This is a genomic window from Cohnella herbarum (assembly GCF_012849095.1).
In the GTDB taxonomy this organism is placed as follows: domain Bacteria; phylum Bacillota; class Bacilli; order Paenibacillales; family Paenibacillaceae; genus Cohnella; species Cohnella herbarum.
Genome location: NZ_CP051680.1, coordinates 6,670,249 through 6,696,484, shown reverse-complemented (window position 1 = coordinate 6,696,484; position 26,236 = coordinate 6,670,249). Strand labels below are relative to the sequence as shown.

Here is a 26,236-nt window from a genome sequence, read left to right as displayed (position 1 = left end):
CTTGAGCGCCAACGCAAACTATCAAATCAACCCGATCACCGACGGATTTCCGCTATACGAACTGAAAGAGACGAGCACGAACTCCTCATTTACCATCTGTCCCGAGCGCGGGGGGATCGTTATAAGCTGCCGCTTGCATGGCGAAGAGTTGTTTTATTTGGATCGGGATACGTTCCTGAATCCGCAAGCGAATATTCGAGGCGGCAATCCCGTGTTGTTCCCGATCACCGGCCAGTTGGTCAACGGCGAATACGAATGGAACGGCCAGACGTACAAAATGCGCAATCACGGCGTCGCGCGAACCTCCGCATGGGAAGTCGTGGACACTAGCACGGAAGACTCCGCCTCCATCACTCTCGCGTTGCATAGTAACGCAGAAACTCTAGCCGCTTATCCATTCGAATTCGAACTGCGGTTTACATACCGGCTTAAGGACGGCGTCCTGTCGATCGACCAGCAATACCGCAATCTATCTTCGCAGGACATGCCGATGGTGGCCGGCTTCCATCCTTATTTCGCGACGGAAAGCAAAAATCTGACCTACGGCACGGACGCAACCCGAATGCTGGACGATAACGATAAACTAGAGAAGCCTTTCGACGGATATTTGCAGCTTGAAGGGATGGTAGAATCCGCAGCGTTGCTCGATGCGAGCAAACCGGAGATCACCTTCCCGATCGCGCAAGGTCGCACGGTCCGTCTCGCTTATAGCGAACAGTTCCGTTATGTCGTGCTCTGGTCGGTTGAAGGCAAGTCGTTCGTCTGCGTAGAACCTTGGACGGCCTTAAATGAAGCCCTGAACAAGAAGAAAGAATTGCTCATGATAACACCGGGCGAGAAGCTCGAGTTAACGTTAACCATCGCGCTCGAACAATAATTCGACCTTTAATCTTCCGAGGAGGAAAATGAAATGTTGGATGTACAGACGAAACCCGGTTTACGTAAGTTCGGAACGACCGATTTGCAACTCTCTCCGCTCGGGCTAGGCTGCTGGCAGTTCAGCCAGGCGAGAGGGATGGTCGGGGGTTTCTGGCCTAAGCTGGACAGCTCCCTCGTTCACGACATTGTCCGAGTCAGTCTTGCGGGCGGAATCAACTGGTTCGATACCGCGGAAGTCTACGGAGGCGGAGAATCGGAGCAAATCTTGGCGCAGTCTCTAAAGGCTGCGGGAGATTTGGCGGAAGGCGTGCACATCGCTACGAAATGGTGGCCGGCCTTCCGAACAGCGGGCAACATCCCGCTTACGATCGATGAACGGCTTCGCAGATTAGGCGGCTACCCGATCGATCTGTACATGATCCACCAGCCGTTTTCCTTCTCCTCCGTCCGCAGCGAAATGCGCCAAATGGCCAAGCTAGCGGAGCAAGGCAAGATTCGCTACGTAGGCGTTAGCAACTTCAACGCCAAGCGAATGAAAGAGGCCGACAGCGTGCTTAAAGAATACGGCTTGCGGCTCGCTTCCAATCAGATGAAATACAGCATGCTCGACCGCAGAATCGAAAGCAACGGCGTTCTAGAAACCGCTCGGGAGCTGGGGATCGCCATTATCGCCTATTCCCCGCTCGAGCAAGGGATTCTCAGCGGCAAGTTCCATGCCAATCCGGAGTTGATACGGCAAACATCGGGTCCGCGCAAGCTTATGAAGGGCTTCAAACCCGCAGGGCTAAACCAAACGAAACCATTGATCGACGTTCTGGAGCGGCTTGCCAAGCAATATAACGCCTCGGCGACTCAAGTGGCTCTGAATTGGACCATCCATGCGAACGGCGATTCCGTATTCGCCATTCCCGGAGCGTCTAAGCTGCATCATGCCGAAGAGAACGTTAAAGCGATGGGCTTCCGTCTCACAGATTCGGAACTCGGCGAGCTTAGCGAATTATCCGCACGGGTAGCGTTGAAGAGGTAATAGCAAACTCCGAAAGTCGCATAGCCGCTGCTACCTGCACCTATTTCCGCCTAATCCGGCTCAGCGCGCCAATTAATACCGAGCCACACACTACAACAAAAAACCCATTCAACCGCCTATAAGGCGAAGAATGGGTTTTCGTTTACGCTACAACTAGAATCAGGCCGAAAATTAACCTTTATAGATTTAAGTCTATGAAAATGTACCATTTTCTTTTCGTCTTCACGAGATTAAAAGAATCTTCTTGCGTTTGCTTCATGCCATTTACTACGTACTCGATCTCATAATCGACCGTAGCCTTATCTTCGTTAATCTTGACGTCCATAATCTCGTAGTCCTGAAGATCCATGCCGCCCGATTTGAATTGTTCCTCTTGCATCGCTATAAAAGAATCCTTATCCGAGACGTTCGGAAAATCCTCGTAAGTGATCGACAAATAGGAAGTCATTTCCTTGGCGTCTTCTTTCATGACGGCGCTCAAGAAACCCTTAACCGTTTTCTCCGGGGTTGCCTGGCTCCCGGCTCCTCCGGCGAATCTGAAAATAAGGAAAACGATCGCGATAGCTCCCATGCCTACCAGAATCAGCTTCTTGGATTGATCGGACAAGCCGTATGATCGAGTCTCCGGTTGAGTTACCCAACTCTGCTGTTCCGGGGTTTCTTCCTTGGCCGCCATTCCTTCCGGTATGTCATAAGCTTGTCTGACTACCGAGCCGCAGCTTGGACAGGATATCGCAGATTGTACTAGTTTCTCTCCGCAATTCACGCAATACATGACCGCAAATCCTCCAAATTGTGTAATATTCCCTCTAACTATACACAATTTAGTCGAAAAGATGTGGTTGGAACGGTAAACTTTAGAATAATTTTATGCTAAATGTCCATTCTTCGATAAGCTTCTCTCAAGCCGGCTCAACGGTTCCATAATCGAATCCGGAACATGCTGTTTAAGTAGAGCAAGCATGGCCCGGGCAAGAAAATGGTTTTTCAATCTCGGCTTGACGATTTCTTCCTTCAACAATCCAAGAGCCGCCAGAAGATCGCCCTGAATCAAGTCATCTCGCTCGGCGGAGGAAGCCATGACGAGGTCCGCCACTTGTCGGAGAAGAGCCATTTCCTCGTTCCCTTCTTCCTCGGCGTATCCGGCTAGTCTTCTTAGCTCCTTTAAGTCCTTCGAGGGCAAGATCTGGGTTTCTTTATCCTCGATAATCCCGGTCACAAGATCATCCAGACGCTCTAATAGAAACTTGCTTAATCGTAAGCTGTCGAATTGCCATTCCTCGAACAACATCGCTTCGAAAAAGGGCTTCACGATCCCCGAAAACAACGCTGCCGCATCTTCCAAGTAATCTTCTACGGAATCACCGTATATCGCTAACAAATGATGTACATGCCAAAGATGGGAACGAGCGCGAATTTGGATCATCAGCTTCTGAAGTTGCGGATGCAGTCCGGTTAACGGCTCGCTGATGAGCATTCTCATGAAATCCAAATGTTCGACAACAAACCCGAATTGCCTTTCCCACTGCAGAATAAGCTTCTCCCGGGGAGGAAGACCGGCTTCCTCCGGAAACCCGGTCATCAATTCGAACAACATCTCGCCGTAATACTCGATAACCGAGACGAACAGGTCGTCTTTGGACTTGAAGTAAAAATATATGGAGCCTTTGGCCATACCGAGCTCATCTACGATTTCCTGAATGGATGTCGCATTGAACCCTTTACGAGCAAAGCAGCGAATCGCCGCATCGAGAATCTGCTTCTTTTTATCCTGCACGACCGCTTAAATCTCCTTCCTCAATCCATTGCCGACCTGACGGTCAGGCTGCAATCTTCTTAGGCTTGCGTTTCATTTTCATTAGAATCTCATAGATGATCGGAACGATAAGCAAGGTGAGCAACGTCGAACTGATCAGTCCGCCGATAACCGTCACGCCGAGGCCTTTGGAAATAATTCCGGCGCTCTCGAAGCCGAATGCGAGCGGTAGAAGGGCACCGATCGTGGCAAGCGCGGTCATCAGAATCGGACGTAAGCGAATAACGCCAGCTTCAAGCAACGCTTCCCGAGTAGATAAGCCTTCTTGCTCCTTGTGAATGACGCGGTCGATAAGAACGATCGCGTTCGTCACGACGATACCGATCAACATCAGCGCTCCCATCAGGGCCGACACGCTTAACGTCTCTCCCGTCAAGTACAAGGCCACGAGTCCGCCGATAATCGCGAACGGAAGGGAGAACATGATCGCGAACGGAGCAAGTCCGCCCCCGAATGCCAGTACGAGCACAAGATATACGATGGCGATCGCGGCCAGCATCGCTAACCCAAGTTGGGTGAACGTCTCGTTAATCTGCTCGGTCACTCCGCCGAACTTAACCTCCACGGAAGACGGCTTCTCGATTTTCTCTACTTTCGCTTGAAGGTCGCTGGATACTTTAGCGACATCCGATTTCGTGATTTCGGCCGTCACGTTCACGACCATCTTGCCGTTCTGTCTGGCGATCGAATTCGGCGAATTGCCTTCTTCGACCTGCGCCACGTCGCGGATCGGCACGGATACTCCGAGCGGAGATTGCAGCTTGGAATCCAGAATGTCGTTCACGTTCTTATACTCCGCAACCGCAACGTCCACGTACACGTTGTAGGTTTTGCCTTGGTCTTCGACTTGCGTCAACACCGGACGAACGCGTTGCGGACTCAGCGTCATAGCGATCTGTCCCGCGGTAAGTCCGTACTTGCTAAGCTTAGCTTGGTCAGCGACGATCGTGTACTGCTCGTAGGATTTGGACAGGCTTGTATCGACTTTGTCGAACGAACTGTCCGCTTTCATCAGCTCGGCGATCCGATCTACGACAGGCGTAATTTCTTCTAACGATCCCCCGAAAACGCTGAGGCTGAAATTGCTTCCCCCGAGTCCGCCGCCCTGATCCATTTCGGACCACTGGCCGGTTGGAACGGCTTTGCGCAAGCCTTCCAGGACCGCTTCTTTCTTGTCCGCGAAATCTTTCGTCTTGCTATCGTATTGCAGGAAGAACAATCCAGACTTCGACGGTCCCGGCTGCAGAGGATTCGTTCCGCCTACGGAATATTGAAGACTCGTGATATCCGGTTGCTCCAGGATGAATTTCTCGGCGACAAGCGCACGCTCTTCGACGTCAGCGATACTATCTCCCGGATCCGGCGAGTAGGTCACCATCGCGTATTTATCTTCCTGTTCCGGCAAGAAGCTGGCTCCGATCAACGGAACGAGGAACAAGCTACCGATAAGGATGGCAAAAGCGACAACGAGCGTAATGATTTTGTGGTTCAATGCGGAATTCAGAATTTTACGGTAGCCCCCAGCAAGGCGGCCCGGCTTCTCATGATCATGGCCTTTACCGGCCTTGATTCCGTTCTTGAACATTTGGTGCGCCAACATCGGTACGACGGTAACCGCCACCACCAGGGATGCCAGCAAAGCAAAGACGATCGTTAACGCGAACGGAAGGAAAATTTGGCCGACCATCCCGCTTACTAGACCGAGCGGCAAGAATACCGCGATCGTTACGATCGTAGACGACATAATCGGAAGGAACATCTCGCGCGTCGCTTCCTGCATGAGCTCTTTGCCCTTGAGCTTCTCGTTCGAGAGCGACATGCGGCGGTAGATATTCTCGATGACGACAATCGAATCGTCGACGACCCTTCCAATGGCGACGGTCATCGCGCCTAGCGTCATGATGTTAAGGGTAATATCGAACTGCTTCAACAACAAAATCGCGATAATCAGCGATAACGGGATCGACACGATCGAAATGATCGTCGTCCGTATATTTCTAAGGAACAATAGAATAACGACAACCGCGAACAATGCGCCGAACAACGCTTTGCTTAACATCGTTTCGACGGATTCCTCGATCGGTTTACCCTGATCCAACAGAACGTCCAGCTTCAGATCGCTGAATTTTTCCTTCAGCTTTTCCGCTTCGTCTTTCACTCCGTTTACGACGTCGACCGTATTCGCGTCGTTTGATTTGACGATCTGAATCCCGATGGATTCCTCGCCGTTCGTACGGGAGATCGATTCCGCCTTGCCGATCATTTCGATATCGGCGATTTCGCTTAATTGAACCGTCGGCAATCCGGCTCCGGTCGCCGGAGGAGTCGTGCCGGCCGTTCCCGCATCCGGCGTGCCCGCACCAGGCGCTCCTGCGTTAGGCGCTCCTGCGTTTGCCCCCGGTGCGGATGGGATAACCGGAATCTCGATCTTCTTCAGATCGTCGATCGTCGTTACCCGGCCGTCGACGACTACCGTTTTCTGAGTTTCCTCTAATTGGAATAATCCAAGCGGAACCTTCAAGGCCGAACCTTGCACGATTCCTTTTACGGTCTCTTCGCTCAAGCCCAACTCCGCGAGCTTGTCCTTTTTGAATTTTAAAGTGACTTCCTGTACGTACTGGCCCGCGATCTGCACGGAAGCTACGCCCGATACGCCCTCAAGCGCCGGTTGAATTTCTTCGGATACGATTTTCGTCAGGTTTTCCAAGCTTCCCTGTCCTGAAGCGCTTAACGAGATGACCGGAAAGGAGTTAAACGAGAATTTCGAAATGCTCGGAGCTTCAACGCCTTCCGGGAGTTTGACGTCCGCGGACGCTTCCCTAAGTTGAGCTACCGCTTGATCCATATCTTGGCCGAAATCATACTCGACGAAGATCGAAGATACGTTCTCCATGGAGGTCGAGGTCAAATTCTTGACACCCTCCACGTTCTTCAGCCGCTTCTCCAGCGGCTCCGTGACTTCCTTCACGATCGCATCTGGAGCGGACCCCGGCGACACAGTCGTAACGCTTAAGAAAGGTAAACTTAAATTAGGCAAGCTTTCTTGTTTCATCGTCAAGCCGGAATACAGCCCTGCTACGATTACGATAATCGTAATCATCCACAAGGCGAATTTATTCTTCAGTGAAAACCCGATAACGCTCTTCATTTCTCCAACTCCTCCTCTAATCTCTCTGTGCCAAGCTTATCGAACGATCGTTCAAAAGTCAAATGAACATCCTGTTAACACCCTTATATGTCAAGGGAATATGCATTGAACGATTGGTCAACACCTTCATGACAACAACCGGAATTTTCATTTCATGCGATTAGTTTCTCCCGCTGGGAGATTTTTAATTGATTCTCGCTTTACCGCTAAGCCCTTCCGGAAACTGCCCTAGGATTCTAATACGGTTTTACTCGCATCCGGTAGCAGAATAATTCGGAATAGCGGTGTTCAGAACCGTTATTGTCAATACAAGCCGAATTTCGGCGCTGGTATACGATTCTAAGTCACGTCGAAGACCCCGCAGATCGATAACCCTGCGGGGCCTCCTCCGACTCCTATTCATTTCCCTCTGGAGCGACTGCTGCTATTCTGGCGATACTCGATAGGCGTGACGCCGAGCATATCCTTAAACACTCTGTTAAAATGTTTCGCGTTGTCGAAGCCGACCTTCTCGCTGATTTCCAACACTTTAAGCTCCGTCGTCTCCAGCAGTTCCGTTGCTTTCCCGATTCGAACGTTCTTCAGATAATTCACGAAGCTCGTTCCCGCGAAATCCTTGAATGCTTGGCTGAAATAAGAATAGTTAAGCGAGACATGGTTAGAGACCATCGTCATGCTGAGATCCTTGTTATAATTCGCGCGGATGTATTCGATTGCCTTGGCCATATCCTTCTGGTCGATATGCGCCGACTTCAAATGCCGGATATAGTCGTTCAAAGAAAACAATAAATCCTGGACGCAGTGAATGTAGTCTTGAATGTGCGTAAAATTGTACAAGTTTCCAGCGAGCTTATAAATTTTAATAACTTCAACCGACGAATCCCCGTAGGTGCGAAACACTTCGTCGAACACCCGTTCATTGAGCATCCGGCTGACTTCCTCGAAGTATCCGATATCCGTATCGGCAAGCCTTTCGGCCGAGAAGAGTTCCATCAGAAGCGACTTCATTTCCTTTTCTCTGTCGGTTCCCATCATATTAGACAGCTTGCGAACCGAATCTTCCGCAACCCGGTATGCGCGATCCCGATTCGCGAATTGCTCGTAAGTCATCCAGCTCGATTCCGATCTATCCAGCAGGAGCCGATACTTCAGCGCATGTCGCGCTTCTTCGTATTTGGTTTTCAACTGTCCGATCTTCTCTCCTTCGGAGCTTATGCCTATGGAAAAAGTACCCGTCCCTCCCGAAGCCGAAGCCAAAGCGTTCTCCATCCCGCGAAGCAACTCGCGCTCGGCGGAGAGGACGACAAGGCGTCCCTCCTTCTCTTCTAAAGAAAGCAGCTTCTCGCCCCGTTCATGCCCGGCGAGATATTCGTTTCCTTTAATTAAATTCCTTTGATGCCCGGAACAATCCAAGATTGCGATATAATAGGACGGCTCGAATTCGCCAAGCCCCGCTTCGTAACCAAGCGATTCAATCTCATCGGCCCCGATGTCCGATCTCGCCCAGATGTGCTGCAACGTATTGACCTGCATGCCTTTGCGGTATTTATCCGTGGACTCGAGCTTATGATGAATCGATTCTCTCTGCGATAGCTCGGTTTCGATTCTGCCGAGTGCAGCGAACAAGTCCTCCCGGACGATCGGCTTCAATAAATATTCTTTGACTTTATGCTTGATCGCTTCTTTGGCATATTGGAAATCATCGTAACCGCTCAAGATAAGCAACGCCGGGGCCTGCGGGAGTTCCGCCAATCGCTTGATAAGCCCGATCCCGTCCAGAACGGGCATGCGGATATCGGTCAACACGATGTCGGCCGGGTCTTGCCCGTATTGTTCAAGCGCCTGCTTACCGTCGGCTGCCAGCATAATCCGATACGCTCCGGGAAACTCGCGCTCGATCATTGCCTTTAGACCGTTCCGGATATTACGTTCGTCATCGGCGATCAGTAACGTTCTCATTGGCAGAGTTCCCCCCGTCTAATATAAAATGCGGAATACGGAGCGTTACCCGCGTGTAACTATCGTGCTTGCTTTCTACCTTTAACCCGTACTCTTTGCCGAAATGCATCTGAATACGGCTATGAACGTTCACGAGTCCGATGCCGTTTCCGCTGCTGCTGCCGTTCCCATTCCCTTCTCCTAAAGCCGCGCTTCCATTCGCCCGTTTGATTCGTCCGTTCAACTCGAACTCCTGCTCAGCCGACATGCCTACTCCGTCGTCCGTTACGGAGATCAGCATGGCGCCGTCTTCCTCCTCCGCGCGAATCCGAATTGTAAGTTCCTTATCCCCGAGCCCATGTTTGACGGAGTTCTCTACGATCGGTTGGAGCGACATTTTCAGCAACTCTTGCTTCATATACGCCTCGGGAATGTCCATCTCGAGTTTCATCCGGTTATCGAAACGAATATTCGCGATATTAATATAATTGCCGATATGGGCGATCTCGTCTTTCAAACGCACGTATTCGCTCGTCCAGCGCATGTTATACCGCATCATGCTCCCTAAGGAAGTCAATGCGTCGGAGATGTCCCTTTGATCGTTGATTTCCGCCATCATCTTAATGTTCTCTAACGTGTTGTACAAGAAATGCGAATCGATCTGATTCTTAAGCGTTGCAAGCTCGGCTTCCTTAGAGGCCGCCTGCTTGTTGACCGCCTCGGCGATAAGCTCGTTAATCTTTCGCAGCATTTTACGGAAATGATGGGCCAGATCGCCGACCTCGCCTCCGCCGCGAATGTTAATATCGAACCCGAAATCCCCTTGCCGAACCTTCTTCATCGAGTCCGTCAGCACGTGCAGCTTCTTGAGAATAAAGGAATTTAAGTAGTATGTAGATAACGTCAAAATAGCCAGCAGTACAACGTTGGCAAGAATAATCCGATTGCGGGTCTCATTAATTCCGTTGTATACCGGCTCTAATGAAGCCACCTTCAGCATATAAGAATCCAAAGGCTCGATGTAAGAATAGACGCCCAAGAACGGAACGTTTCCGACCTTGAATTCAAAGCTTCCTTTGCTTTGATTAGCAGGTTCGATGGAGTTAAACTGCTGCTTCAGAATTTCGTCGGTTAAACCCGAACGATCCAAGAAACCCTTGGCGGGATTTCGGAAAATATGACCATTCCGATCGAACACGACCAACTGGGACTGCTCATCCTGCAATGAACCGAACGTATTCGGAAAAAAGTTGGTAAGCAGCATATCGACCTGCAAAATACCAACGTGAGAGCCCAGCGGGTACTGTAGATCGCGGTACAGCGAAATTCTAGGGCGGTTATCGTCTTCTCCTCCGGACCGATTTTGAATCAATTCCCGGAAAGACAGACTAAACGACCACACATCGCTTAACCCTGCTTTTCTAACGGTCTCATACCAAGGATCCCCCCTTATTCGACGCTCATGCCAAAGGACGGGCCACATTTCGTTAGAAGAAGCATTGGTCATGAAAATACGTATGAGCTCGATACTCGGATTGTTGTACTGGATCCGGACAATGTTCTGCAGACTGAGCCGATCCAAGTCGATTAGATCCTGAACGCCCAATAAATCGGGCTGCATTAAATAGATTTGCACTTTATCGTCGACTACCGCTCTCTCAGCGGCCCGCTTCATCGTTTCCATATTATTATCGATATTAATCCGTTCGATCTCTAACGCATACTCGTTATTCTTCTGCAGTTCTTTCACCGTATTGCCGGTCAGCCCCCGAAAAATATACAAAGAAATCAGAAGACTAGGAACGAGCATGATGAGAATGTAGGAGATGACCAGCCGCTTCTGCAAGGTCAGCTGCTCCAGCCGGAATCTAAACTTCTCCCGTTTGTTCGTCCAATAACGAGGCATGATTCGTCGTCCTCTCTCTTTCGCGGCGGTCGTGCCCTTATTCTATCACGCGCTTAGGCCGATGAGCGGGGAAAAGCCCAAAAAACCCAGGCGTACTGGGTTTTTTGGACTTCCAACTCGCGGTTTACTTCATGAATTCGGCCAATTTCTTGACGTTCTCCTCGTACTTCGTCTGGCGATAAGCCTGCAGCTCGGCGAATCCCGTCTTATCGCGTTTCTCGATAAACTCGTTGAAGATTTGATCGAAATCCGCGTCCGACTTGGACAACAGCAGCTTAGGCAACACCTTGCCCCAATCGTTGGCGATTTTCGTAGCGTTGATGCCTTCTTTGGATGTCGCGGGAGGATTGATCAGATCGTACTGCGAGAAGCTGGTCGTCTTGCCTTTCGTCCAATCTTCCAGCTGTTTGAACGGCTCTACGGAAGGCGGCTGCCATTGCAGTTGCATATTCGTATCCATCAGCATCCAGAACGTATGGGACGAACCGTATTGCTTGTCGAACGCGGAACGGTCTTTATTCAGCAGATCGAGCACTTCCGGTTTGAATTGGTCTTTGCCGTCGATCGTATCGTAGGAGACGCCTTTCTCTCCCAGGTACATATCCTTCTGGCCTTCCTCGCTGATCAGGTAGCTGAGGAATTTGATCGCGCGTTCTTTGTTCTTCACGTTTTTGGAGATCAGCGTGACTGTCCATCCGGAGATGGCCGGCCCGGCGAGCGTCGGCGGATCCATCTGAGCGTTCGCGGGACCGTCGACCGCGATATAGACCGAGTTCGGGTCTTTCGCGAACAACACGTTCTGCTGGGCCGCGAAGTCCGTCCGTTGGTACAGCATCGCGAAATAACGGCCTTGCGCGATTTTCTCTTCCATCTGAGCGCGTTTGTCTACAAAAACGTCTTTGGAAATCAATCCGTCTTGATTCGCTTGGCGGAACACTTTAAGCCACTTCAAAAACTCGGGATCGGTAGAACGGTCGTATAGCTTACCTTCCTTCTCCCGAGGAAGCGCTAGGAAATTAGCCAGGTAAGAAGAGTCTTGTTGATAATCGATGAACGAGTAGTTGCCGACATCGCCGAATTCATGGAATCCGATCGGAATCAGCGGCTGACCGTTCACTTCCGGGAATTTCTCTTTCGCGAGTTTAAGCGCGTTCAGGAACCCTTCCGGCGTCCGCATATCCGGACTGCCGATCGCCTCGTACATGTCCTTGCGGACGACGAACGTCTGGTTGGACGTGAACTGCGTACCGAATTTGTCGAAGTCCATCGGCGATGACGACGCGTTCGGGTAGACGTACGTTTTGCCGTCGGGCTGCGCGTACCAGCTCAGCTTCGCCGGATCCGCCACCTTGAAGAAGTATGGATCGTACTGATCCGCCAAATCGCTTATCGATTCGACGAGACCGCCCTCGACCATCTTCTTCACGCCTTCTTCCCACCAACCGAGCGTAATGAAGTCCGGCAATTGGTTGGCCGCGATCATCGCGTTAAGCTTCTCGTTCTCGTTACCGGCCGGAACGACCAGATTCAGGTTAACGCCGGTTTTCTTCGTAATGTACTGGGAAGTCGGATCGACGCCCCATTTGTTCGGGAACCAGGCAAAGTTAAGATACCAGTCGAACGTAATCGGAGACGTGTCGGCCATCCAGCCGGGTGCATCCTCAGCGGGCTGTTCGCTCGCGCTTTCGGTGGCGCTCGGGCTGCTTTCCGCGCTGGAAGCCGGCGGTTCGCTGGAAGCGCTCGGGCTGTTGCTCGCTGCCGGTTCGTTTTTTCCGCCGGAGCAAGCGGCGATCGTAAACATCAGCGCAACGATGAGGGTGAGGCTTAGCCATTTTTTCATTGTCATACCCCTTTGTATCGATTTTATCGTATTCCCTCTCGGGAAAGTGAAGCCGGTATTTACTATCCTTTAAGCGACCCTATCATTAGCCCCTTGACGAAGTACTTCTGCAGGAACGGGTAGGCGAGCACGATCGGCAGCGTCGTGATCACCATCGTCGCTAGCTTGATCGATTGGGAGGTGACCGTCCGGTTAATCGCTCCGCCCGCCGTCCCGACGATCTGGTTCGAGCTCGATTGAGCGATGACCCTGTACAAGAACGTCTGAATCGGCTGCAAATAATCGCTGTTCGTATACAAAAGCCCGGTAAAATAATCGTTCCATTGCCATACGCCGTGGAACAACGAAATCGTGGCGACGACCGGCAGCGATACCGGCAGAACGATCCGGACGAAGATCGAGAAGTCGTTAGCGCCGTCGATCTTGGCGGCTTCCTCTAATCCTTCGGGAATTTCGCGGAAGAAAGCCACGAAGATGATGAGATCGAAGAAGCTGAACATTGCGGGATAGATGTACACCCCGAATGTATCTAACAATCCGAGATCCCTTAGCCAGATATAGTTGGGGATCAATCCCCCGCCGAAAAACAACGTAATCGTGCCGATAATCATATAGAAATTACGGAAAATCAAGTCCTTGCGGGAGAGCGCATAAGCGACCATTGCCGTGAAGAACACGTGGATGACGGTTCCCAGCAGCGTCTTCGCCACCGTAATGCCCATCGCCGTCATAATGCCGTCGTTCTTGAACACCGTCTCGTAATTTTCCAAGCTGAACTGCCTCGGAATCCAGTAGATGTTGCCTCCGGTCATGGCATCTTTTCCGTCGTTGAACGAGTTAACGAGAACGTACCAGATCGGATAAAGCGTAGCGAAGCAGATCAGTAGCATCGCGATAATATTGAGGTTATCGAATACGATATCGCCAATGGATCTGCGGTCTTTCGTCCACAAGGCCGTTCACCGCCTTTGCTAGAATAAGGAAGATTGATTCATCCGCTTCGTTACGGAGTTGGCAAGCAGCAGCAGGATAAACGCGATGATCCCTTTCACCAACCCTACCGCCGTCGAATAGGAGAACCGACCCGACTTGATTCCGACTTCATAGACGTAGATGTCGATTACGCTGCTGGCGCTTTCGTTCAATTGGTTTTTCAACACTAAAATCTGATCGAAGTTCGAGTTCAATACTCCGCTTATCGCCAGGATAAACAAGATCGATATCGTGCCTTTGATGCACGGGAGCGTAACGTACCACATTCGCTGGAATCGCCCCGCGCCGTCGATCGTCGCCGCTTCGTAGAGCTCCGGAGAAATGCTCGCGATGGCAGCGATATAGATGATCGCCGACCATCCGAACTCCTTCCAAATATCCGAGGAGATCACGATCGTCCAGAAATACCCAGGTTCCGCCAAATAAAAGATCGGTTCTTTAATGAAGCCCAGTCCCATCAATACGTCGTTCACGATCCCGACGTCGGACAGCCAGGCCGTGAGAATGCCTCCAAGAATGACCCATGACAGAAAGTGCGGAAGATACGAAATCGTCTGCACGATCCGATTGAATTTTAACGAACGAAGCTCGTTCAGGAACAAAGCGAATATGATCGGGATCGGAAATCCGATAATCAGCTTCAACAAGCTGATGCCGAGCGTGTTCTTAATGACCTGCAGCAGAAGCTCGTCCTCGAATATCGCCTGGAAATGTTCCCAACCCGCCCATGGCGCCTTCGCAACGTCCCCAATCCCGATATACTGCTTAAAGGCGAGTATAATCCCGTACATCGGAATGTAGTGGAACAAGATCATCCAGGCGACTCCTAGCAAAGCCATCACTTGAAGATATCGCTGGGCTAACAACTTACGGTAAAGACTCGCACTTCCTCTTGATCTGTTCACTGGCTTCTGCACCGGGCTTTGAATTCCCGCGTTCGATTCCATGTAGGCCGCATCTCCTCCGCAACACTTGTAAGCCCTTACACATTCCATAGTATACTCACTTGCACCTCCTTCGCATAAGGTTCCAAATTTCATATGAGGTTGCATTTTTTCAGGTACGGCGCCGGAATACCGAAAATAAAAAGAAGCCTCCAGCTTCCCGCATCCGGGAAAATGGAAGACTTCGATCATTTTCATATGGCGGAAGAATGTTCTCTCGGATACAGCTTCCGTTTCTTGGCCGGAATACGAATCTGCACGGTGGTTCCGATACCCGGTCTGCTCACGATCGAGACGCCGTATTCCGCGCCGTATTGCAGCTTTATGCGCTCGTCGATGTTCCGAATGCCGTATCCCGTCTCGGCTTCGCCCGCCGGGGCGAATATTTCCCCGAATCTCTTCCGCTTAATTCCCATACCGTCGTCGATGATGCGATACAGAATGTCATTCCCCTCTTTGCGAGCGACGATCCGAATATGAATGCGATCGCCCCACCAAGCATGCTTGAGGACATTTTCAATGAAAGGCTGCAGGATCAGCTTAATCGTTTCGTAAGGCCATATGTTCGCGTCGATATCGAACAACACTTCCAACCGTTGGCCGTATTTCACCTTCTGGATATCCAGATAGGCGTTCGACTGTTCGATCTCCGAAATAATCGGAATTAACGTGCGCCCCGAATTTAACGTCAGCCGATAGAACTTGCCAAGCTGGACGACCATTTTCTGCAGCTTCTCGTTCTCCCCGAACTTCGCCAATCGGTTAATCGACGACAGCGTGTTATAGAGAAAATGGGGATTGATTTGCAGCTGCAGCATTTCAAGCTCGGCCTCCTTCTTCTGAAGCTGCGTTAAATACACTTTGTTGATGAGCGCTTCGACATCCTCTCCCATCCCGTTAAGCGCCGTGGCAATTTGCGAGAATTCGTCTTTGCCCCGATAGGCGATCCGCTTATGCAGATCACCCTCCCGAAAAGCATTCAGCACCGATACGAATTTCGTTATCCGAATGGAAAAATAACGGGAAATGAAGATGCCGGCGAACGTAAACAAAATAAAGCAAAGCACGCATACGCTAATGATGAACGTCCGAACCTTCTGAGCTTCCTGCGCGATGATGGTGACGGGGACGTGCGCGACGATCGTCCATTCCTGCCTTCCCATTTTTTCTTCGATTTTGATATAGTCGTTTTTCAAGCTTTCCGAATCGATTAAATTCCCTTCGCTCGCGCCGGAAGTATAAATGACGTTTCCCTTTTCGCTCATGACGGACAACATGCTGCCTTCGCCTAACTTGGCGTAATCGACGCTCTCGAATAAGTCTTTCAGCCGAACGCTGAATCTCATTATGCCCAACTCTTTCAGTTTAAGCGGATTACTCGTATCCACGATGCGCCGAATCAACGAAATCCGGTTCTCGGCGCCGTCCTTCTCGACCTGCTTCCACTGCATAGTAACGCTATACTCTTCCTTCGGAAAATTCTTATACCACTCCTGATCGCGAATTCGGCTCAAATGGTAAATATCGTAGGTTTGCTCCAATAGAGCGGGATCCCCGTCGACTCGGGTCTGATAGACCTCGTCTATCGTTTCGTTATGGAAATAGACGAAGAGCCGCTGACTGAAGCCGATCGATTTGGACGCGCTATCCAGCTTGGGGGCGATAAGCTGAGCCATTCGATAATACTGATCCCTGCCCGTTTCCCGGGACTTCAAATTCCGGACGAGATTATAATCATCGTAGAGGAGGGAAGAGATCCGGATCATATCGTCCGTTTTGTACGATACGTTATCCTTGATTTGCGTTATGGCGGCCTGAATAGTCGTTCGGGTCTGCTGCCGCATCGAAGCATCGTACATGGAATTCGTAACGTAACCGTTAACCGACACCAGAATAACGATAAAAATCATATAGGAAAGCATTAATTTATATCCGATCGGAATGTATCTTAGCTTTCTTGGTTTCTCCGGAATCCGTCTCATCGATGTCCTCCATTATGGCGTCAGGGCGCGCCTCCTTACTGCTCCTTCTTTCGGTACTCCAGCGGCGTAATTCCGTATCTCTCTTTGAACTGCCTGCTGAAATACGGAAGATAACGGTATCCGACCCGATCGGCCACCTCGTAAATTTTGATCCCCGGTTCCTTGAGCAGTTCGCAGGCCCGTTCCATGCGAAACTGGACGAGCAATTCGTTGAACGTGTGACCCGACTTTTCCTTAATCAGAAATCCGAAATAGCTGGGCGAGAAGGGAAAATGCTTCGCGAAATCCTTCAACGTGATATTGTCGCCCATTCGCTCCTTCATCCTATTCGTAACGCTTCTCATAAACTTGCTATTCGTCGTATTGGACTTCTCGTGCAAGCGTTCCGAAATCTCGTATACGCGACGGACAAGCCAAGAGCGGATATCGTTAATCGTATCGAATTGCAGCACGATATCGAGATGATGAAGCTCGATGTCCAGCAGCTTGAATAAATCTTCGTCGATCGAGGCCAAGTATTGCTCCAGCTTCCAAACGATATAGATCGATAGGTTCTGAAGCGTGAACTTGGAGCTAAGGTTGCTTGCCGATTGAAACAGATTTTCCAATTCGTCGTAAATCCGCACGAGATCGTATTCCGACATCGACTTGAGCAACGCTTCCATTCTTGCGTCGATGATGCGCGCATCCAGCATCTCCGGTTCGCGCCGTACTTTCCCGTATTTAATCACCGCGCCCTTGCCGACGAACATCTTGCTCTCGACCGCTTTGATCGCCTGTTGATAAGAAGAATGCAATTGCTCCAAGCCGAATACGGGCTCTCCCAGGCCCGTCGTGACGGATACATCCAGCTGTTTCCGGATCGATGCATAGAGCTTATCCAGCGTCTGCTCGAGCCCGTTTTCTTCTAATAACAAGGCGATTCGCTGGGCGCTTAACTTGCAGTAGAGAATAGGTTCTTCGCCTTTAAGAGCCTCGTTCACTTGCTGCAAGAAGATGCGCGAGATGTCCGATTGCGTTCTCTGGGCGTCTTCGTATTCCCAAGTCCATTTGTCGAGCTCCATGATCGCAATTCTTCCGGGCCAATTCAACCGATCTAAGCCGTGAGCGGCGAAGAGTCTCGACACGGCTTCTTCATCGTCCATTCGATCGCCTTCCAGCAGACGGATGAGCAAGTCGCTCATGGCGATCGGTATCAATTGCTGATAGGACTCCTCCACTTCCCGCCGCTTGTTCGCCTCGTCCAAATCTTGCCTTACTTTAATCAAGGTAGCGACGAGTTCCTGGTCCTCCATCGGCTTGAGCACGTAATTATAAGCCTTTAACGAAAGAGCCTGCCTCACGTAGCTGAACTCTTGGTATCCGCTTACGAAGATGACGCGAATATTCGGAGACCGTTCAAGCGCGGATTTCGCCAATTCCAAACCCGACATGTACGGCATATTCACGTCGCTTACGAGAATATCGATCGGACATTGCTCCATCATTTCGTTAGCCGTCAGAGCATTGTTGGCGGCCCCCATCACTTCCATGCCTAACTCCTCCCAGGGGATGAACCGTTTCATCCCCTCCAAGTCCAGCTCCTCGTCGTCCACTAGCAGCACTTTGTACATCTTGTTTCCTCCATCCTAATTTTGCAGGTCCGGTTCTTTGTTTAACTTCTCTAAATTCGAATGCCACTTCGCCGTAATGAAGTCCAGATATTGCTGGAATCCGGCCTCCATGGATTGATCGTGCGCCGCATCCAGAATGAGGTCGACTTCCTCGTCCGTCGTTCCGAACATCGCATCCGCTCTCGCCTTTAACCAAATATCCTTGATCCGCCGATGAATCACGCCTTCTTCGGAATCCGGCATCGGATATAGATTCATGAACGGCGTCGCGTCCCCCTGCGATTTCCAAGTGATCCTGCTTTGCCAATAAGTGGCCCAATTCCGCTTCTCCTCCGGTAACGTTGCCTCGTAATCGCTTTTCGTTTTATCCAGAAACGTGGTGTTCCCGACCCAGATCAGATCTCCCGAAACCGATTGAATCCGGGCCAACCCCTCCGGATCCTCGCTATATTTGCTCGTGAATCTGGGAGTGATTCCATCTTCCTTGAAGCCGTCCCAATATCCGTCTGGCCCCGGAGGTCCCCACATCTGGACGGACGAGCCCTCCGGCCCGGTCATCCAATCCAGCATCGCGAATACCGCTTCCGGATCTTTCGCGCTCGTCGTGATCGCGGTCACGTTCCAACCCAATAGGTTATAGGTTCCCGGATAGATTTTGCTCTTGTCCAATCCTTGCTTGTAGATCGGTTCGATGAAGAAATACCCGTTATCGGGATCGTTCTTGGACAATTCGGCATCCGGCTTCATCGACAGCCTTATCGGATCCGCGCTGGCGAACACCGCGACGTGCCCTTCCATCAACTTCTGGCTAACTTGTTCTTCCGTCTGGGTCATGGCATCCTGCGTCATGAGGCCTTCCCGCATTAATTTGGCCACGTATTTCGCGGACTCCCGGAAACCTTCGTCCTTGTAGATCGAGACCATTCGATCCCCCGACGTTACGGCGTAGTTGCTCGTAAAACTGAAATTATCTTCCTTGAAAGCCGAGAATAGCTGGTCGATGCCATGTCCTTCCTTGGCCTGACCGGTCTCGAACGGAACGACATCGGGATAACGCTTCTTGACTTCAACCAAATAAGCGTACAGATCGTCCGTCGTTTCCAGCTTTGGCGAACCCAATTCCTTGTAAATTCTTCTGTTCACCACGTATCCGGCGTTGCCATGCGGTTTATCCGTATAATAGTTGGGAAAAAAATAAATTTTCCCGTCCGATGCTCGAAGCAGGTTCAAGATTTTCTCCCCCGCCCACCGCTTCAGGTTCGGATACTTCTCGATATAATCATCCAAGGGAACGAGCATCCCCGCTTCCCTCAGCCTTTCCAGGTCCGAATCCCGTTGGCCCCAGATCAAGTCCGGCAGTTTATTGCCCGCGATCATCTTCTGAAGCTTCTGCGCGCCGTTCCCGTCGGCGCCGACCGCTTGAACGTGGATCTTCATATGATCCCGAATCCACTTCGAAGAGGGGTCCTCGCCCCACTGGGGCATATTGTACGAACTATAGTGCGCATAGAAGCTAATGTTGAGCGGTTCGATGCCGAATTCGTACAATCGATCGCCCCGGTTATCGCCAATGTTGCGTTCTTCCTCTTCAGGCTCGACGGAGGAATAGGTTGCGGCGGCGGGACCGCTTTCGCCATTGCAAGCCGCAAGAACAGCCAAGGCGACAAGGACGGAAATCAACCGCGGGAACCTTTCTTTCTTATCTTTCAATGCGCAGCGCCCCTTAATTAGTTAATAGAAGCAAAAAAAAGCAGACAGATCCCAAGAGATCCGGAAGGATCTCTTGGGATTGCTCGCAGTGCCTTATTCCTTATTCGATTCCAAGCGTTTTTCTATTGGCTTGCCATTGCTCCGTCCGCCAATCGAGAAGCTTTTGGTAGCCGAGTTGCATGGCGGAAGCATCGGCTTTATCTAGTATTTTATCGACTTCCTCATCGCTCTTGGCCGTCGCGGATTCGGATAGCGTTTGCGTGAGCAGATCCAGAACGGACTGCCTAATATCGCCTAGTTCGCTGTCGGCCGGCGGTTGCAAATTCGTTCTGAACTCTGTAATATCATTTGCCGTCGGCCATGTGATTTCCTTCTGCCAACGCGCTTGCCAGTTTTTCTTCTCCGGCGGTATCGTATCTTCGTACTTGTTCTTGGCCGGATCGATATAAACGCTGTTTCCGGCGATATTGACGGGATCGTTCTTCGTTTGAATTTCCGCGACTTCGGCGGCGTTATAGGTATCCGTGAAATTCGGATAGCCATTCTCGTCGAACCCTTGCCAGTTGCCGCCCTCCGGACCGAAGAATTGAACGGCCATCCCTTCGGGGCTCGTATTATAATCCAAGAAAGCAAAGATTTTCTCGGGGTCTTCCGCCGCGGTCGTAATAACGGTTACGTTCCAACCGAGCTTGTCGTATCCGCCCGTAAATACCTTGTTCTTATCCAGTCCGGATTTCACGATCGGCCAGATCATGAAATAACCGGCGTCCGGATCGGTTTTCGTCAATTCGGCATGACCTTGGGCGGCGTACGTCGTCACGCTGGAACCCGCATAGACGGCTACGCGGCCCGCCATAAGTTTCTCCAGCACCTGTCCTCTGTCTTGAGTGAACATGTCTTGCGAAATCAGCTTCTCGCGATACAACTTGGAAACGAACTTCTGGGACTCGTGGAAGGCCGGGTCCGCAAAGATGGAAGTCAACTTATCTCCGGTCACGGTAGCCATGATCTGGGAGCCCAACGATTGGTAGAGCGCTCCTTCTTTGAATCCCGTATACAATAAGCCGATCCCTTGGGCGTCTTGCGTCCGATCCGGCTCGAACGGAATCACGTCGGGATATTTGTTCTTAACTTGAACGAGATAGGCGTATAAGTCATCCATCGTTTCAAGCTTAGGAGAACCCAGTTCCGCGTAGATCTTCTTGTTGACGACGTAACCCGCCGTGCTCGTCGAGTGGTCCGTATACCAGTTCGGGAACTGGTATAGCTTGCCGTCAGGCATGCGGAGCATATCGATATACTTGCTGTCCAAATACTTTTTCAAATTCGGATATTTATCCAGATAGTCGTCGAACGCGACTAGCTTGCCGGCTTCGTAAAGCCTGCTAACGTCCGGAGAGAACCGATCTCCGTAGATGAGATCGGGAAGGTTGCCGCCGGAAATCATCGTCGTCATAAGCTGATTATTATTGCCCTTTGCCAAGATCGGCGTGATCGTAACTTGTTTATTTTCCTTTAGATACTTCCAGAAGGGATTGTCCTCCATTTTGGAAGGGAAGTCCTGCCAGCTATAGTTGGTGAACGCGCTGAATTCGAATGGTTCCGAACCGAATACCCATGCTTGAGATTCCGGCGACGCATTGCTGCTTTCGGCGGATGCCGATGCCGTTGGCGACGCGGCGTCGCTGCTCTCGGGTGACGCCGCTCCGTTATTGCCGTTATTCGACGAGCTGCAACCGGCTAGTACGGTCGCAAGAAGCAGTACCGCCGATACGACTTGCAGTAACGGCTTTTTAACTTTCTTCATCCTTTTTTTACCCCTCTCTTGATTGCGTATATATGTCCAAAGCGCCATGCGCCCCAAACCAACGGGAAACGAACTATTCTTTCAAGGATCCGACCAATACGCCTTTGACGAAATACTTCTGCACGAACGGGTACACCAGCATGATCGGCAGCGTAACGACCATAATCGTCGCGTTGATGAGCGCTTTGGAGGTTAAGCTTTTCTTGGCGATCCTCTCAAGCGTCTCGGGACTCAGGTTGCCGGCTTCCTGGATGAGATTCGAATTCAGTATCCGCCTCAGAATCGTTTGGACGGGCATCAGATTCTCGTTGTTAATGTAGATGGTCGGCACGAACCAGTCGTTCCAGTGGGCGACGGCGGTGAATAGACCCAGCGTGGCGATGATCGGCCCGGAGAGCGGGAGGACGATCTTCAAGAACGTTCCCCAGTTGCCGCAGCCGTCGATTTGCGCCGATTCTTCCAGACCCGCGGGAAGACTCTTGAAGAAGGTACGGAAAACGATCATATTCCACACGCTGATTAATCCCGGAATAATGAATACCAAAAATTTGTTGTTCAAGCCCAAGGAGTTGATTAATAGAAACGTCGGGACAAGCCCGCCCCCGAAATACATCGTGAAGACGAAAAATACGGTGAAGAACTTTCTGCCCATCAGATAGGATTTGCCTAAGCCGTATGCCAGCAACGCCGTCATGAATACCGCGGCTACGGTTCCGATGACCGTTCGGCTTACGGAAATAAAGAACGCGTTCATGAGATTATCGTCGCTGAAGACGACTTTATAGTTATCCAGCGTGAAGGCTCGCGGCCAGAACGTAACGCCGCCTTTCGATGTATCGATACCTTCGTTAAACGAAACGACTAAGCCGTTCCAGAAGGGGTATAGCGCCGAGAAGGATAATAGGATTAGGAAAACGTATATGCTTACTACCATTATTCGATCGCTATAGCTCAACCGCTTCAAACTCAACGCCGTTCGACCTCCTATCGGATGTAAGGCTTACCACAAGCTGGTTCCGGATCTTCGCGCCAGATAGTTCGCTATCGTCAGAAGCCCTACGCTTACGACTGCTTTGAACAGGCCGACCGCGACGGCATACGAATATTTCGCATTCTGCAAGCCCACCCGGTATACGTAAGTGTCTATCACGTCCGACACCGGTCTAAGCGCGGGGTTCTGAGCCAGAATCAAAATATCTTCGAATCCGGCGTTCAGGAAATTACCCATCGCTAGAATCATGAAGATCGTAATCACCGGCATAATGGTAGGAATCGTAATTAAATAGATTTGCTTGAACTTGCTGGCGCCGTCGATATCCGCCGCTTCGTACATGTGCGGATCCACGGCCGCGATCGCCGCCAAGTATACGATCGAGGAGAAGCCGATTTCCTTCCAAACGTTCGTCGAGACGAGAATCGCCCAGAAATACTCTTTCATGGAAAGAAAGTTGATCGGTTCATTAATCGCGCCCACGTTCTCCAGCAAAATATTAACGCTTCCGTTCTCCGTGGAGAGCAACGACATGACCAGTCCGCCTACGATAACCCAGGACATGAAATGAGGCAGATACGTTATCGTCTGCACGATCCGCTTAAACATCATGTGACGCACTTCGTTCAGCATGAGCGCCAAGATGATCGGAGCGGGAAACCCGATAATGAATTTCAAGAGACTGACGACCAGCGTATTTCGCATGATGGAGTCGAAGGCCGGAGCATCGAAGAACGCTTCGAAATGCTTGAACCCTACCCAAGGATTCTCGAATATTCTCGAGCCGGTAAATACGTCGTAATCCATGAAAGCGGTTAGGACGCCATACATGGGAATGTAGGAAAATACGAAAACCAGTAGAACGCCCGGCCAGACCATTAGTTGAATGTCCAATTGCTTGAACAGTCTGCGGAAGAAGCCCTTTTTACTAACCATGCCCTGCTGTGGCGGCATCGGCGCATACCGTTCCTTCGTCGTTGCTTGCGACATGCTCATCCCCCGATAGTGAATGTTCTTGTCTTTAATTCTATCCCCTGAAAATCGGCGAAACTATATAACAGAGTACCGATTGTTTATACTTCGCCATGATGTTGAGAATAAAACGCAGCTTGCGTACGTCATCGGAAACGCAAGCATAAACGGTCATCGCCTTCCTTTGGGATGGCGGGAGAACTTTGGGCAATCGCTTACGAAACTGAAATTTGAGCGACAGATTAACCCTTGTGCGTTACGCATAACCCCGCTAGCAACGACTATCCATTGGCACAGCCGGAGGAGGGGGCAGGTCAGGGGCTGGTCCCGCCCTTTCGGGCCGAAAAACTGTAACGGAACCCACAGCCCTTATTTTGCTAAAAAAGGGGCACTTCAGAATGTAACGGAAGTCATCGCCCTTATTTGCCGATAATCCAACGAAATCGTACCTTTTGGGCACAAATCGGTTAGACCCCCTAAATCCGGAGTATTACTGATGAAATACGTTGCTGTCGTAAAAATACTTGGTTTACTAGCGTTTTCCTCAGGATTTCGATTCTTAAACGGCTCGAGTGTACTTTTCTAAAGAATCAGTCGTTTGCTCCACCCACTTCATGAAAGCCGTTGGGGACCGTTTTCCCAGGCTTCTGTGCATGCGGCGGTTGTTGTAAAAATCAATGTAATTCCGTACAGCTTCGTGTGCCTCCTGAAAAGATTCAAAGCTCTCTTTTCCAAGCAGATCTCGCTCAAGGGTGGCATGAAAGGACTCGATGTATGCATTCATATTAGGTGTCTTTGGAGGAATGCGCTCATGCATAATTCCCTCTGCTTCGCATAACTCTCCAAACGCCTTGCTGATAAATTGGGGGCCGTTATCGGTGCGAATGATCGGCTTGCTCTCTTCGGGCTTTAGACGTGACTGTAACGCCTTTTTCACAGCTTCGCATACGTGTTTGGCTTCGCAATTCGTACCGATATGGATGCCGACGATACTGCGATCGTAAACGTCGATCATATCTGCGATGTAGAAAAACTGATCATACCCCGCAACGTATCCATACTTAATATCGAGCTGCCAGACTTGGTTGGAACCTGTTATCGTGTGATTGCGTGCTAGGCGCCTTGGATAGTGAACCTTCTTACGTCGTTGCGGATGAAGAATACCGAGCTTCTTACAGAGGCGGTACACTTTTTTCTTATTGATGATGAGTTGGCGCTGTACGTGTAAGCATTCTGTTAACAACAGATAGCCGTAGCTATGCTCTTCGCCAGACACCAGCTCCATTAACCACTCTTCAATCTGTGCATTACTTATTACGTTTCCGCAAACCGTTAGAGAATGCTTAGTTACAGGGCGTCCTCGGAGTGGCATTTTTGTTTCTGTAGTTGTATCCTCACGTGATGCTTTCTTTCGTTCGTAGTACGTCGAAGACGCGGCCCCCACAATGCTTAAGATGTTAGCTACTGTATGTCCCTGCTCAATGAACGTCTGGGCAACGTCGAGTTTGTCATTGAGGCAGGGTTCGTCTTTTTTACGAGTTCGCGCAGCACCTCGATCTCTAACTCTTTTTGCCCTAACGCCTTTAATGCACGCTCGTACTTTTCTTCCAGATCTGCAAGTCGCTTGGACTCCATAACTCGTTCGTCGATCGTTGGCAATGAATCTGCCCCAAACGTCTCTTGATATTCCACTACCCATGCTCTAATTGTTTTCGGAGTCACGTCATACTTTCTGGCCAGCACGCCTGCTTTCATTCCCGCAAGAGCCTCTTGTGCTGCTTTGTAACGTACTTCCTTAAAGGCATTATTTCGCTGTCTCATTTCCGCTCGCCCCCCTAATGAAATACTACCTTATTTCCCTAGCCATTCTCCAATTCATTTAGGGGGCTTAATAGAAATAACGGCGTGTAGCTCCGATAGAATTTCAAAACCTCTGTTTTCTTCAAAATAGCGGCGTACAGCTCCGTAAGAAGTCCAATTGCTCGCTTTCTTCAACATAACGGCACCCCGATTCCCCACGGAGGAACGTTTATGTCGAAAAAAAACAAGACCTCCGGACGAACCGGAGGCCTTGTTTCGTATTCCATTCTCCTTCAATTAATTACACGTTCAACGAGCGGGTGTCGGATTGGCTAGCAGACGTTGTCGTATAACGGAACAAGAAGTAACCTCCCGCCGCGTAAATCGCGGCCTGAACGATGTCGCCAAGCGCCAGATTCTCGAATGGAAACAGCGCCAAGAACGCATATCCCCATAACCCGTAAGGCAAATATCTCACGTTCCTGGAAATCAGCGTCAACCAGATGCCTACGAAGAAACCATAATAAGCGATCAAGCCTAGCGGAATATCGTTAAACAGCGTGTGTAACGTATCGTAGCTAGAGTAGGGCAAGATGCGATCGAGCAGCTCCCTCAAAAACAATACGCCGACGCCGCCGAATAAAATATGTAGATGGAATGGCAACAAGAACCTTACGATCTGAAACGAGGCCAGAAACGCGCGAATTTCCTTGACCACAATCGCAAACTGTTGCATTAGAAATTCCTCCTTTTTTTACCTATTATACAACGAATAGATGACCTAAATGCACAATATGACCGGATAATATCCCGATCAAGTTCCCGGTCCGTTTGGGAACTTGTCCCTTGTGGTGGGAATTGTCGAATTCT

At 50.4% G+C, this 26,236-nt stretch carries 19 protein-coding genes; 2 read left to right on the top strand and 17 right to left on the bottom strand.

Annotated elements, in window-relative coordinates; genetic code table 11:
- Position 1: 1 nt before the first annotated feature.
- Together HH215_RS28295 and HH215_RS28290 are read left to right on the top strand one after the other, a co-directional pair.
- Positions 2 to 877, top strand: coding sequence for an aldose epimerase family protein (locus HH215_RS28295; protein WP_169282935.1), 876 nt, complete (start codon positions 2 to 4; stop codon positions 875 to 877).
- 33 nt (positions 878 to 910) lie between these two features.
- Positions 911 to 1,906: an aldo/keto reductase gene (locus HH215_RS28290; RefSeq protein WP_169282934.1), complete on the top strand. Its 996-nt coding sequence runs from the start codon at positions 911 to 913 to the stop codon at positions 1,904 to 1,906.
- A 178-nt stretch (positions 1,907 to 2,084) separates the two neighbouring features.
- Here HH215_RS28290 and HH215_RS28285 read toward each other — a convergent pair whose 3' ends face one another.
- The 17 genes from HH215_RS28285 to HH215_RS28205 all read right to left on the bottom strand — a co-directional run bounded on the left by HH215_RS28285 (position 2,085) and on the right by HH215_RS28205 (position 26,102).
- Entirely contained in the window at positions 2,085 to 2,681 is a 597-nt protein-coding gene (locus tag HH215_RS28285; protein ID WP_169282933.1) for an Rv0361 family membrane protein, read from the bottom strand.
- Between the two features lie 93 nt (positions 2,682 to 2,774).
- The gene (locus HH215_RS28280) at positions 2,775 to 3,683 is read right to left on the bottom strand and encodes a TetR/AcrR family transcriptional regulator (RefSeq protein ID WP_169282932.1); all 909 of its coding nucleotides are present in this window, start codon (positions 3,681 to 3,683) and stop codon (positions 2,775 to 2,777) included.
- 43 nt (positions 3,684 to 3,726) lie between these two features.
- Positions 3,727 to 6,870: an efflux RND transporter permease subunit gene (locus HH215_RS28275; protein ID WP_169282931.1), complete on the bottom strand. Its 3,144-nt coding sequence runs from the start codon at positions 6,868 to 6,870 to the stop codon at positions 3,727 to 3,729.
- A 399-nt stretch (positions 6,871 to 7,269) separates the two neighbouring features.
- Complete coding sequence (locus HH215_RS28270; RefSeq protein ID WP_169282930.1) at positions 7,270 to 8,829, bottom strand: response regulator; 1,560 nt, start codon at positions 8,827 to 8,829, stop codon at positions 7,270 to 7,272.
- Complete coding sequence (locus tag HH215_RS28265; protein ID WP_169282929.1) at positions 8,804 to 10,714, bottom strand: sensor histidine kinase; 1,911 nt, start codon at positions 10,712 to 10,714, stop codon at positions 8,804 to 8,806. Before HH215_RS28265 ends, HH215_RS28270 begins: the two co-directional genes overlap by 26 nt.
- A 124-nt stretch (positions 10,715 to 10,838) precedes the next feature.
- Positions 10,839 to 12,560, bottom strand: a complete 1,722-nt coding sequence (locus HH215_RS28260; RefSeq protein ID WP_169282928.1) for an extracellular solute-binding protein — start codon at positions 12,558 to 12,560, stop codon at positions 10,839 to 10,841.
- A 56-nt stretch (positions 12,561 to 12,616) separates the two neighbouring features.
- On the bottom strand, positions 12,617 to 13,444 hold the full coding sequence (locus HH215_RS28255) for a carbohydrate ABC transporter permease (protein WP_169284616.1): 828 nt from the start codon (positions 13,442 to 13,444) through the stop codon (positions 12,617 to 12,619).
- A gap of 81 nt (positions 13,445 to 13,525) precedes the next feature.
- Positions 13,526 to 14,494, bottom strand: a complete 969-nt coding sequence (locus HH215_RS28250; protein ID WP_169282927.1) for an ABC transporter permease — start codon at positions 14,492 to 14,494, stop codon at positions 13,526 to 13,528.
- 191 nt (positions 14,495 to 14,685) lie between these two features.
- Entirely contained in the window at positions 14,686 to 16,473 is a 1,788-nt protein-coding gene (locus HH215_RS28245; protein ID WP_254450251.1) for a cache domain-containing sensor histidine kinase, read from the bottom strand.
- Between the two features lie 35 nt (positions 16,474 to 16,508).
- A complete protein-coding gene (locus tag HH215_RS28240; RefSeq protein WP_169282926.1) occupies positions 16,509 to 18,086 on the bottom strand; it encodes a response regulator in 1,578 nt (525 codons plus the stop codon).
- A gap of 15 nt (positions 18,087 to 18,101) precedes the next feature.
- Entirely contained in the window at positions 18,102 to 19,796 is a 1,695-nt protein-coding gene (locus HH215_RS28235; protein WP_169282925.1) for an extracellular solute-binding protein, read from the bottom strand.
- A 100-nt stretch (positions 19,797 to 19,896) separates the two neighbouring features.
- Entirely contained in the window at positions 19,897 to 21,603 is a 1,707-nt protein-coding gene (locus tag HH215_RS28230; protein WP_169282924.1) for a type 2 periplasmic-binding domain-containing protein, read from the bottom strand.
- Positions 21,604 to 21,676: 73 nt separating this feature from the next.
- Complete coding sequence (locus HH215_RS28225) at positions 21,677 to 22,567, bottom strand: carbohydrate ABC transporter permease (RefSeq protein ID WP_217362327.1); 891 nt, start codon at positions 22,565 to 22,567, stop codon at positions 21,677 to 21,679.
- Positions 22,568 to 22,603: 36 nt separating this feature from the next.
- Positions 22,604 to 23,548 (bottom strand): ABC transporter permease, encoded by a 945-nt coding sequence (locus HH215_RS28220; protein WP_254450613.1) that lies wholly within the window; start codon positions 23,546 to 23,548, stop codon positions 22,604 to 22,606.
- A 577-nt stretch (positions 23,549 to 24,125) separates the two neighbouring features.
- Positions 24,126 to 25,010 carry an IS3 family transposase gene (locus tag HH215_RS28215; RefSeq protein WP_169278256.1) on the bottom strand — a complete coding sequence of 295 codons (885 nt, stop codon included), beginning with the start codon at positions 25,008 to 25,010 and terminating at the stop codon, positions 24,126 to 24,128.
- Between the two features lie 17 nt (positions 25,011 to 25,027).
- Entirely contained in the window at positions 25,028 to 25,387 is a 360-nt protein-coding gene (locus tag HH215_RS28210; protein ID WP_169278257.1) for a helix-turn-helix domain-containing protein, read from the bottom strand.
- Between the two features lie 280 nt (positions 25,388 to 25,667).
- Complete coding sequence (locus tag HH215_RS28205; protein WP_169282922.1) at positions 25,668 to 26,102, bottom strand: hypothetical protein; 435 nt, start codon at positions 26,100 to 26,102, stop codon at positions 25,668 to 25,670.
- Positions 26,103 to 26,236: the final 134 nt, after the last annotated feature.

Coding starts and splice junctions, on each gene's coding strand:
- HH215_RS28250 (WP_169282927.1), bottom strand. CDS start 14,494: ATGGAATCGAACGCGGGAATTCAAAGCCCGGTGCAGAAGCCAGTGAAC.
- HH215_RS28205 (WP_169282922.1), bottom strand. CDS start 26,102: ATGCAACAGTTTGCGATTGTGGTCAAGGAAATTCGCGCGTTTCTGGCC.
- HH215_RS28230 (WP_169282924.1), bottom strand. CDS start 21,603: ATGAAGAAAGTTAAAAAGCCGTTACTGCAAGTCGTATCGGCGGTACTG.
- HH215_RS28260 (WP_169282928.1), bottom strand. CDS start 12,560: ATGACAATGAAAAAATGGCTAAGCCTCACCCTCATCGTTGCGCTGATG.
- HH215_RS28245 (WP_254450251.1), bottom strand. CDS start 16,473: ATGAGACGGATTCCGGAGAAACCAAGAAAGCTAAGATACATTCCGATC.
- HH215_RS28265 (WP_169282929.1), bottom strand. CDS start 10,714: ATGCCTCGTTATTGGACGAACAAACGGGAGAAGTTTAGATTCCGGCTG.
- HH215_RS28240 (WP_169282926.1), bottom strand. CDS start 18,086: ATGTACAAAGTGCTGCTAGTGGACGACGAGGAGCTGGACTTGGAGGGG.
- HH215_RS28255 (WP_169284616.1), bottom strand. CDS start 13,444: ATGCTACTGATCTGCTTCGCTACGCTTTATCCGATCTGGTACGTTCTC.
- HH215_RS28285 (WP_169282933.1), bottom strand. CDS start 2,681: ATGTATTGCGTGAATTGCGGAGAGAAACTAGTACAATCTGCGATATCC.
- HH215_RS28220 (WP_254450613.1), bottom strand. CDS start 23,548: ATGCCGCCACAGCAGGGCATGGTTAGTAAAAAGGGCTTCTTCCGCAGA.
- HH215_RS28290 (WP_169282934.1), top strand. CDS start 911: ATGTTGGATGTACAGACGAAACCCGGTTTACGTAAGTTCGGAACGACC.
- HH215_RS28270 (WP_169282930.1), bottom strand. CDS start 8,829: ATGAGAACGTTACTGATCGCCGATGACGAACGTAATATCCGGAACGGT.
- HH215_RS28210 (WP_169278257.1), bottom strand. CDS start 25,387: ATGAGACAGCGAAATAATGCCTTTAAGGAAGTACGTTACAAAGCAGCA.
- HH215_RS28275 (WP_169282931.1), bottom strand. CDS start 6,870: ATGAAGAGCGTTATCGGGTTTTCACTGAAGAATAAATTCGCCTTGTGG.